Source organism: Flavobacterium sp., from assembly GCF_036405015.1.
Taxonomy (GTDB): domain Bacteria; phylum Bacteroidota; class Bacteroidia; order Flavobacteriales; family Flavobacteriaceae; genus Flavobacterium.
The window spans coordinates 1-8976 of sequence record NZ_DASWYK010000255.1 but is presented as its reverse complement, the minus strand read 5'-3'; the positions used below and the strand labels follow the sequence as shown (position 1 = coordinate 8976).

Below are 8976 nucleotides of genomic sequence, written 5' to 3'. Positions count from 1 at the left end.
ATATCATTTTCTTCTGAGAAAAATAGACGTTGTCGATATATCCGGTTATTTCTTAATCTCATCGGTTTTGTTTTTTACTGTTGGCTGGCTTTATTTCAGGCCTCAGATTTTTCATGATGAAGAAGAAACATTTGATTTTGTAATTGATAATACATTTTCTATAAAATCAAAAGAAGTTAAAACTAATCTGCCTGTAACAAACGATTTAACGAGCGAAAAAAAGGAAGATTACCTTTTAAAATTAGATTATGTTTTAAATTCCCAAAAGCTTTTTCTCAAGAAAGATTTTGTAATTCGGGACCTTTCAGATGAGACCGGAATATCGGTACATCTATTATCTAACTTAATAAACTCTGAATTTGGACTTCATTTTCAGGATTATATTAATCTTAAAAGAATAGAATATTTTAAAGACAAAATAAACGATCCCGAATGGAAAGATTTGTCTCTAGAAGGAATGGCTTGGGGTTCGGGTTTCAAATCTCGGACGACTTGTTTTAGAGCTTTTATAAAACATACCGGAAAATCTCCTTCAGAATATTTCAAAACGATTCGAATCAATCCAGATCGTACAAGTGCTTATTATTTTAAATAAATTCTATTTCTTCTCCATAAAATTTGTTATTCGCCTTAGTTGTAAAGTCTTAATTCATTTTAAAACATTTCAGCATGAAAGCAAAAAATACTAATTCGAAAAAAATAGGACAATCAATTTTAGTAGTTCTGTTTGCATTGATTTCATTTTATGGCAACGCACAATTAAAAGGCGGACATATTCTTGGCGCAATGGGACTTCAGTCTGGAACTCAGGCTCCAGAAAACACATTAAGCGTGTATGTTCCAGTCTATATTTATACAGCAAATTGTCTGCGAAACAGAGACGGCGATAGCATTGGTAATCCAGATTTGACGATGTTTATAACAGGTGCAGGAGCATCTTATGTAAGCGATTTTAAGATTTTGGGAGCCAACTATGGAGCTTCTATTTTGTTGGCAGGTGCTTCTAATGCTATTCAAGGAAGTTATATTGATTCTAAAAGCAGTTTTGCATTTACAGACATGTATCTGCAGCCGCTTCAATTAGGTTGGCACAATAAAAGAGCCGATTTTGTTTTCAGCTATCAAATGTATATTCCAACCGGAAAATATGAATTAGGCGGTAGCGAAAACAGTGGATTGGGAATGTTTATGAATGAAATTTCAGCAGGAACAACTTTGTTTTTTAATGATAAAAAAACGTTTCATTTCTCTGCATTAGCAGCGTATGAAATTAACGGAAAGAAAAAAGATACCGATATAAAAACGGGTGATATTTTTAGTATTGAAGGCGGTTTAGGAAAAACATTTTATTGTATGAATGCCGAAAAAACAGCTCCAAAAGCAATATTAAATGCGGGACTTATTTATTATTTACAATATAAAGTCTCAGATGATAAAATTCCTGTTGGATCATTATTGTTAGAGCCAGACAAAGATCACGTTGGAGCTCTTGGTGCAGAGGTCAATTATTTTCATATTGGCTGTATGACATCAGCAGGTTTTAGATGGGTTTCGGAGTTTGACGCAGTCAATAGATTTCAGGGAAATACTTTTTTTATCACTTTGGCACATGTCTTCAGTACCAAGAAAAAGTAATGCAATATTTATTTCGAGCGTAAAATGAGATAGAATTTTTAAGTATAAACAATCAGATTCTTTTTATGAAAAACAAAAAACCGACACAAAAAGTACTGCTGTTTTCGCTTTGGTTTGTACTGACGTTTAATATTGTTAGCGCACAAAAATACCATATCAGTGTAAAAGATTCTCTAGACGGCGCTTTCGATTTAAGTGATTATATTATTTATGCACATGGTTTTATTGTGGTTCCAACAATTATTACCGAACCGGCTTTAGGGAATATTGGAGGAGCTTTGGTTCCGATCTTCCTAAAAAAACATGCGCCAGTAGTAAATGAAAATGGTAAAAAACGTTTTATAAATCCCGATATAACGGGCGGAATCGGAATGTATACTGGAAACAAAAGCTGGATGGCGGGCGCATTTCGTTCGTCAACTTTGATAAAACCCAGAATATTATATCGTGTAGCTGCAGGTTATGGCGATGTAAATTTGTCTTTTTATGAAAATAATCTACCGAATTTACCCGATCAGGAATTTAAGCTCAATTTTAGATCTACCATTTTTTATACCCAATGGTTAAAACAGTTTCGAAATGCAAAATGGAGTGCAGGTCCGCAATATCTGTTTTTAAACTCAAAAATAAATTTGCCCGATTTTAATCTTCCACCACCATTTGTAAAACCGGGAGATATAAAAAGTACTGTGAGTCAGTTAGGAGGAGCCATTCAGTTTGATGGCCGCGACAATATATTTACACCAGATAAAGGAATTAGAATCCAATCGGATTTCTTTTGGTCAGATAACGCAATAGGAAGCGACTACGATGCCTGGCGCGTTAATTTATCAGCAATCGGATATTATCCATTAGCTAAAACATTAATTGGCGGACTAAGGGTAGAAGGAGAGCAGGCGTTTGGGAGTCCGCCTTTTTATTTAAGACCTGGAATCAATTTAAGAGGAATTCCAGCGGCACGTTATCAAGGAAAAACCAGTATTGTTACCGAAGCCGAATTGAGATGGGATGTTTACAAAAGATGGAGTGTAATGGGCTTTGGCGGTCTGGCAAGCGCTTTTAACGATTGGGACAAAGCTTTTGCAAAACCTGTAGTTTACAGTTACGGAACCGGTTTTAGATATTTAATGGCTAGAAAATTTAAACTCAGAATGGGAGTTGATATTGCTAGAGGAAATGAAGATTGGGCGTATTATATCGTTTTTGGAAGCAATTGGATGAGGTGACTTTTTTTTCAGTCTCAGTCTCGGTTTTTCAGTCTCAGTCGCAAGGAGAACTTTGTCAAAGTTTAAAACTTTGACAAAGTTGATTGGTACTATTTTCTTTTCCAATAAGGTGCAACGATTTTGTTTTTCTTATGGCATAAAACCAGTAATAAGATAGTGGCCAAAGTACAGAAAATAACTGCTTGAATACTTCCTTCTGGGCCAAATGCTCCTCCGGTAATTAATTCTGGACCTTGTATTTTAGCTTCTAATAAACTATTCGTTTTTTCGTTTCCAGATGTAATGGCTCCAAAAATACCAGATTGTGTAAAGTTCCATGCAAAATGTATCGCAATCGGAAGCCATAAATTACGACTGTACATAAAAGCCACACCAAATAAAAGTCCTGCCATAGTAATACACAATAAAGAAAGGAAACCACTATGCGGATTTATTAAATGTAAACCTCCAAAAATTAGAGATGAAATTAGCAGGGAAATATAACTTCCCAATTTTTCTTCGATAATTCGGAACACAATACCGCGTACCAATACTTCTTCGATAATCGCAACCGTAAACATAAGTGCAAACGGAATCAGGATTAACCTAATCGGATTTACTGCAATAACGCTATAATTTCCGTTAAGGTAAATTACTAAAATAGTAAGCGCTTGCAAGACAAAACCAATTGCGATTCCGATCATAACATTACTCAGAAATCCTTTTGCAGCAAATTCTGTAATATCTCTTTTGTCATATTTTTTAAAGAAGAAAATATAACTTAAAATACAAGCTGTCGAAACAAAAAGTCCTTTTAAAAGACTTCTAACGTCTTTGTCAAGTGGTGTTAAAGCAAGTAATTTTGAAGCAATTTGTTGCCCAATAACAACAACAAACATAAAAATAAGTAAGGCAAGTATTATTTTGGTTAAAGGGGAATTAAATGTTTTCTGTTTTAAGGTAAGCGTTTCCATTTGGTTGTGTTTAATGATTTAAGATGAAGCAAATGTATCGCGCATCAAAATCAAAAAATAGAATGAAATTTGCCTTCTTTATAATTTTTGAAACTGCTTAGGTAAAAAACCAGTTTGATTTTTAAAAGTCCTAATAAAATGACTTTGGTCTGAAAAACCGCATTGCATTGCTATTTCAGTTAAGTTTTCGGAGCTGGAATGTATTAGCGAAAGCGAACGATTAATTTTTATTCTACGCATGTATTCGCCTAAAGTGCATCCGAAATATTTCGGAAAATGTTTTGAAATTGTAATCGGATTTAAATGTAAAACTTCTGCAAGATCGTTGAGATTCGGATTTTCATTCCAACAATCATTTAATAATTCATGAAGACTTTTTACCCAAAACGGACTTTTTTCGTACCGTTCTAAATAGTTATTGTTTTGAGAAAGCTGAGCAAAGAGCATTTTGATGTTATCGTTAGAAAAAACATCAGCACTTTGTGTTTCTTTAAAAATCTTCAGCATTAAAAATTTAGTAAACATGTTGTTTTGAATCGATTTTTCGATCATGGCTTCATTAAGTTGAAGCTCTTTCAGTAAATCTTCTTCAATTTCGAGATTAATATTTCGGGAAGGGAAAAGTGTATTTTGGTTCAAATGCAGTTCATCGCTATGATAAAAAAGTAAAGAACCTGGACCAATGTTTTCATTAAAGTTTTTCCGTTTCTCTGTAGTGCCTCCTTTTAGGAAAAGCGTAATATGTGCATTATTGTGCGAATGCCATCCTTCGTAAACTTTATTTTGATATTCGGTTTCAACAATCGAAATTCCCTGATTTGTATTAAAGATATTTTTGGTACTGCCTAAATATTTTTCTTTTTCAAGTTCGTACATTTCGAGTTGGCATTTTTGGAATAGCTGGTACCAAGTTACTGCTTATTTAAATAGCTTTATTGTCGCATTGCAAATGACCAATACTTTTACATAATTTGTAATCTTTTACACCTTAATAAAAAGATTGTGAAAAAATTAACCGCACAATAGCAATAAATTACAAAAAAATTAATTGTTTTGTAACAAATTAGAAACATTAGTGACTAATTTTGTTAAATCTTAAACATAACTTATGAATACATTTTCATTCAAATCAGTGTTTGCAGCTTCAGTATTTTTAGCTGGAACAGCAGGCTGTTTTGCGCAGGACATTTTAGTAAATTCACTTAAACTAAACGCAAGCGACAAAAGTAAAGAGAACTTCAAATTTACAGAAGTAATTAATTTAGGAACAACATCAGTAAAATCTCAGGGATCATCTGGAACTTGCTGGAGTTACTCAACCAACTCATTCTTAGAGTCAGAAATGATTCGTTTAGGAAAACAGCCAGTTGAGTTGTCTCAGATTTATTCTGCAAGAAACGTGTATGTTGACAAAGGTGTAAACTATGTTCGTATGCATGGAGCAATTACTTTAGGTGATGGTGGAGCTTTGCACGATGTAATTAATATGTATAGAAAATACGGAACTGTGCCAAGAGAAGTTTATACAGGTTTAAACTACGGAACAGACAAAAACAAATTTGCTGAAATGGCTGCTCTTATCGAAGGAGTTTTGGCGGCAGTTGTTAAAAACCCGAACGGAGAATTAACTCCAAACTGGAAAAAAGCATACACAGCAGTTATCGATTCTTATTTAGGAAAAGCACCAGAAAACTTTACATACAAAGGAAAAAACTATACACCTCAATCTTTTGCTAAAGAAGTAGTAGGAATTAATCCTGATGAGTATGTAGAAATGTCTTCTTTTACAGACACGCCTTACTACCAAAAAACAACGATGATGGTGCCAGACAACTGGTCATTAGATCAAGTTTACAACGTAAAACTGAACGATATGACAGATGTAATCGACAATGCTTTGAAAAAAGGATATACAGTAGCTTGGGCAACAGATGTTAGTGAAAAAACTTTCAGCTGGAAAAATGGTGTAGCGTATGTATCTACTAAAAAATTCGATGACATGACCGCTGAAGAAAAAGCAGACATGTTTAACGGACCAAAAGCAGAACCAGAAATTACTCCAGAAATGCGTCAGGCAGCGTTTGATAACTACACTACAACAGACGACCACGGAATGCACATTATTGGTTTAGCAAAAGACCAAACTGGAAAAGAATACTATATCGTAAAAAATTCTTGGGGAGAAACAAACGACTACAAAGGTTTCTTGTTTGTAACTAAGAACTTCGTAAAATATAAAACTACTGCATTACTAGTAAACAAAGGAGGAATTCCTGCTGAAATTGCTAAGAAATTAGGGGTTTAATTACCTGAGAGTTTTAAAAATAGAAAAGCGCCGTAATCTTTGAGATTGCGGCGCTTTTTTTTTCTGATACATTGTTATTTAAGGTATATTAAAGCCCTTCGGTTAAAAAAAGGAAGCTTTTTCCCGAATCAGGAAGGCTTAACAGAAAAAAGGCATTTTAACGTTTTTTCAAGTTATATACAGAGGTTTTAAAAGTGTAACAGTTTGAATGCGATATATTTAATAAAATTTTAACCAAACCATTAATTTTATTAAACTATTTATGAAAGACCTTAAAGTGTTTTTAAGCGCATTCCTCATACTATTGTCTCTCAACTGTTTTGCCCAGCTTTCGGCTTCTTCAGAAAAAGGAAAAACGATCATCTTAACCGATAATCTGGCTTCTAACAAAGATTATGTGATTAAATCCTATTATGTAGAAGAAAGAATCAATAAGCTTTTTGGAGGGAGAATAACGACTTACGAGGTCACAAAATTAGATATGATCTACACCAACGATTTAGGGCCTAATAATACGAGAACAATAATTCCGAGATATGTCAAGCGAAAGCAAAAAACAGCAAGCATAACCCAACCCGAAGTTTCGGTCGAAAGCGCAACAGTTTCTGCCGAGCCCGCCAAAGAGAATATCACAGCTCAAAATGAGCCTGAAAACTACGTTAAGGTTGATGTGATAAATACATATCAGAAAGTACTGGAAAAGGGCTATAAAACCCCAGAAATGCTCCAAAAAGTAGCAGACCGACTTTACTTTGAAGGAAACTTAAATACCGCAGCAGGATATTATGAGCAATTGTTCAATTTAGTCAAAGATCCGGATGTGATTTATTATTATAGATATGCGCAGTCTTTGAAATCAATTAATCAAATAGACAAGGCTGAAATTTTAATGAAAAGGTTTAAAAGTGAGACTTTGGTCGTGAAGTGAGTTTTTTTTAACCGCAAAGACACAAAGGAAAAGCGCAAAGTTCGCAAAGTGCATAGCTTTGTCATTTTGACCGAAGGGAAAAATCGCACTCACAAATCCGTACAGATTGAAGAAATACTTTGTAGAGTTTCTAGTGTGATTTTTCCCTTCGGTCAAAATGACAAGATTGTACAAAAAAAAAGACGATCAAATTTGATCGTCTTTTTTTTAAGCTCCCCCTCTTGGGCTCGAACCAAGGACCCTCTGATTAACAGTCAGATGCTCTAACCAACTGAGCTAAGGAGGAATCACCTTAAAGGTAAATATGTTTGCTAAAAAAAGTTGCTCCCCCTCTTGGGCTCGAACCAAGGACCCTCTGATTAACAGTCAGATGCTCTAACCAACTGAGCTAAGGAGGAAGTTGTTGCTCTTTTTAGCGAGTGCAAATATAAAACTATTTTTAGTTTCTCAAAAACATTTTCACTCTTTTTTTGACTTTTTTTTACTTGCCTACAATTGCCTTGTAAATGTCGTTACCGTTAGCAAACAGTAGTAGTGAAATAAGTAATACAAAACCAACCATTTGCGCATTCTCTAGGAATTTGTCGCTTGGTTTTTTACCAGAAATTATTTCATACAATAAAAACATCACGTGACCACCATCAAGTGCCGGAATTGGCAATAAATTCATAACTCCAAGCATAATTGACAATAAAGCAGTGATAGACCAGAAAACTTCCCAACTCCAAGAAGTAGGAAAAATATTGAAAATCGCAGCAAAACCGCCAACTTGTTTGTATGCTTTAGTTTCTGGATTAAAAATCATTTTCAATTGTTTTCCGTAACCAACCAATTGATCTTTTCCTTTTTGAAGACCAACTGGAATAGATTCAAAGAAACCATATTCTTTTGTACTGATTTTATAGTATCCTAGTTTTTCTAATGATTTCATGTCTAAACCACCGGCAACAACACCTAGTTTACCTTCTTTATTAACTTTTAAATCAATTGGAGTTTCTTTTAAATTACGTAAAACAACAGCAGAAATTTGTTTCCCTTTATTTGCTTCTAAAACGGCTTTTGCTTCGTCAAAATATTTAATTTTTTGTCCATTAAGAGAAAGAATCAAATCTTTTGGTTTCAAATTCTGATTTGGAGAATCTTCAGCAACCTGTCCAATTGCAAAAGGTCTACGAATATCAATAAGAAGTCCTTTTTCGGTTTTAGAAAGCTGATCTACAAAATCAGTTGGCATTTTGATAGTCTGTTGCTGTCCATTTCTTTCAATCAAAACCTCTTTTGCCATGATAATATTCATGTTCATGTCTTTGTCAAAATTTTCTACAGGATTGTTATCAATAGAAATAATTTTGTCTCCCGTTTTAAAACCAGCTTTAATCATAACAGGATTTTCAATTGCTACACCATCTTTTAAGTCAGCATTAGCAATATAAGTATCTCCGTAGGCAAATGCCATTCCGATATAGATAATAAAAGCCAGGATAAAGTTTACGGTAACACCACCAAGCATAATAATTAAACGTTGCCAAGCTGGTTTAGTACGAAACTCCCAAGGTTGTGGTTCTTGAGCCATTTGCTCTTTGTCCATACTTTCGTCAATCATTCCAGAAATTTTCACATAACCTCCTAATGGAAGCCATCCGATACCGTATTCTGTTTCTCCGATTTTCTTTTTGAAAAGAGAATATTTAACATCAAAAAACAAATAAAATTTTTCGACTCTTGTTTTAAACAATTTTGCAGGGATAAAATGCCCTAATTCATGAAGAATAATAAGTAAAGATAAACTCAATAGAAATTGAGAGAGTTTGATAACTATATCCATTTTTTATTTTTAATTCGTATTTAACGCACAAAAGTAGCGTTTTCTATTTTAATTCAAGGTGCAAGATAGTGTTTAAGCTTTTAAATGTTTGTTAATTAATAAAC

The 8976-nt window shown here is 33.9% G+C and carries 8 protein-coding genes and 2 tRNA genes; 5 read left to right on the top strand and 5 right to left on the bottom strand.

Going from position 1 to position 8976, the window contains the following annotated elements:
• The 3 genes from VGE71_RS22410 to VGE71_RS22400 all read left to right on the top strand — a co-directional run.
• The coding region (locus VGE71_RS22410; RefSeq protein WP_331140314.1) for a helix-turn-helix domain-containing protein at positions 1–595 on the top strand (595 nt) is incomplete at its 5' end.
• A gap of 74 nt (positions 596–669) precedes the next feature.
• Positions 670–1635, top strand: a complete 966-nt coding sequence (locus VGE71_RS22405; RefSeq protein WP_331140313.1) for a transporter — start codon at positions 670–672, stop codon at positions 1633–1635.
• A gap of 65 nt (positions 1636–1700) precedes the next feature.
• Positions 1701–2861 (top strand): hypothetical protein, encoded by a 1161-nt coding sequence (locus VGE71_RS22400; RefSeq protein ID WP_331140312.1) that lies wholly within the window; start codon positions 1701–1703, stop codon positions 2859–2861.
• Positions 2862–2950: 89 nt separating this feature from the next.
• On the opposite strand, the gene VGE71_RS22395 is transcribed toward VGE71_RS22400, so the two are convergent.
• Both VGE71_RS22395 and VGE71_RS22390 read right to left on the bottom strand, forming a co-directional pair.
• The gene (locus VGE71_RS22395) at positions 2951–3814 is read right to left on the bottom strand and encodes a type II CAAX endopeptidase family protein (RefSeq protein ID WP_331140311.1); all 864 of its coding nucleotides are present in this window, start codon (positions 3812–3814) and stop codon (positions 2951–2953) included.
• Between the two features lie 78 nt (positions 3815–3892).
• Positions 3893–4690 carry a helix-turn-helix transcriptional regulator gene (locus VGE71_RS22390; protein WP_331140310.1) on the bottom strand — a complete coding sequence of 266 codons (798 nt, stop codon included), beginning with the start codon at positions 4688–4690 and terminating at the stop codon, positions 3893–3895.
• A gap of 232 nt (positions 4691–4922) precedes the next feature.
• Here VGE71_RS22390 and VGE71_RS22385 point away from each other — a divergent pair, with 232 nt between their 5' ends.
• Together VGE71_RS22385 and VGE71_RS22380 are read left to right on the top strand one after the other, a co-directional pair.
• Entirely contained in the window at positions 4923–6119 is a 1197-nt protein-coding gene (locus VGE71_RS22385) for an aminopeptidase C (RefSeq protein WP_144216149.1), read from the top strand.
• 262 nt (positions 6120–6381) lie between these two features.
• The gene (locus VGE71_RS22380) at positions 6382–7047 is read left to right on the top strand and encodes a hypothetical protein (protein WP_331140309.1); all 666 of its coding nucleotides are present in this window, start codon (positions 6382–6384) and stop codon (positions 7045–7047) included.
• A 212-nt stretch (positions 7048–7259) separates the two neighbouring features.
• On the opposite strand, the gene VGE71_RS22375 is transcribed toward VGE71_RS22380, so the two are convergent.
• The 3 genes from VGE71_RS22375 to rseP form a co-directional block, all read right to left on the bottom strand.
• A tRNA-Asn gene (locus VGE71_RS22375) sits at positions 7260–7333 on the bottom strand.
• Between the two features lie 38 nt (positions 7334–7371).
• Positions 7372–7445, bottom strand: a tRNA-Asn gene (locus VGE71_RS22370).
• Positions 7446–7528: 83 nt separating this feature from the next.
• Positions 7529–8872: an RIP metalloprotease RseP gene (gene rseP, locus VGE71_RS22365; protein ID WP_331140308.1), complete on the bottom strand. Its 1344-nt coding sequence runs from the start codon at positions 8870–8872 to the stop codon at positions 7529–7531.
• Between the last annotated feature and the right edge of the window lie 104 nt (positions 8873–8976).

Excerpts from the sequence above, each read along its gene's own strand:
- VGE71_RS22405 (WP_331140313.1), top strand. The coding sequence starts at position 670 with ATGAAAGCAAAAAATACTAATTCGAAAAAAATAGGACAATCAATTTTA.
- VGE71_RS22400 (WP_331140312.1), top strand. The coding sequence starts at position 1,701 with ATGAAAAACAAAAAACCGACACAAAAAGTACTGCTGTTTTCGCTTTGG.
- VGE71_RS22395 (WP_331140311.1), bottom strand. The coding sequence starts at position 3,814 with ATGGAAACGCTTACCTTAAAACAGAAAACATTTAATTCCCCTTTAACC.
- VGE71_RS22390 (WP_331140310.1), bottom strand. The coding sequence starts at position 4,690 with ATGTACGAACTTGAAAAAGAAAAATATTTAGGCAGTACCAAAAATATC.
- VGE71_RS22385 (WP_144216149.1), top strand. The coding sequence starts at position 4,923 with ATGAATACATTTTCATTCAAATCAGTGTTTGCAGCTTCAGTATTTTTA.
- VGE71_RS22380 (WP_331140309.1), top strand. The coding sequence starts at position 6,382 with ATGAAAGACCTTAAAGTGTTTTTAAGCGCATTCCTCATACTATTGTCT.
- rseP (WP_331140308.1), bottom strand. The coding sequence starts at position 8,872 with ATGGATATAGTTATCAAACTCTCTCAATTTCTATTGAGTTTATCTTTA.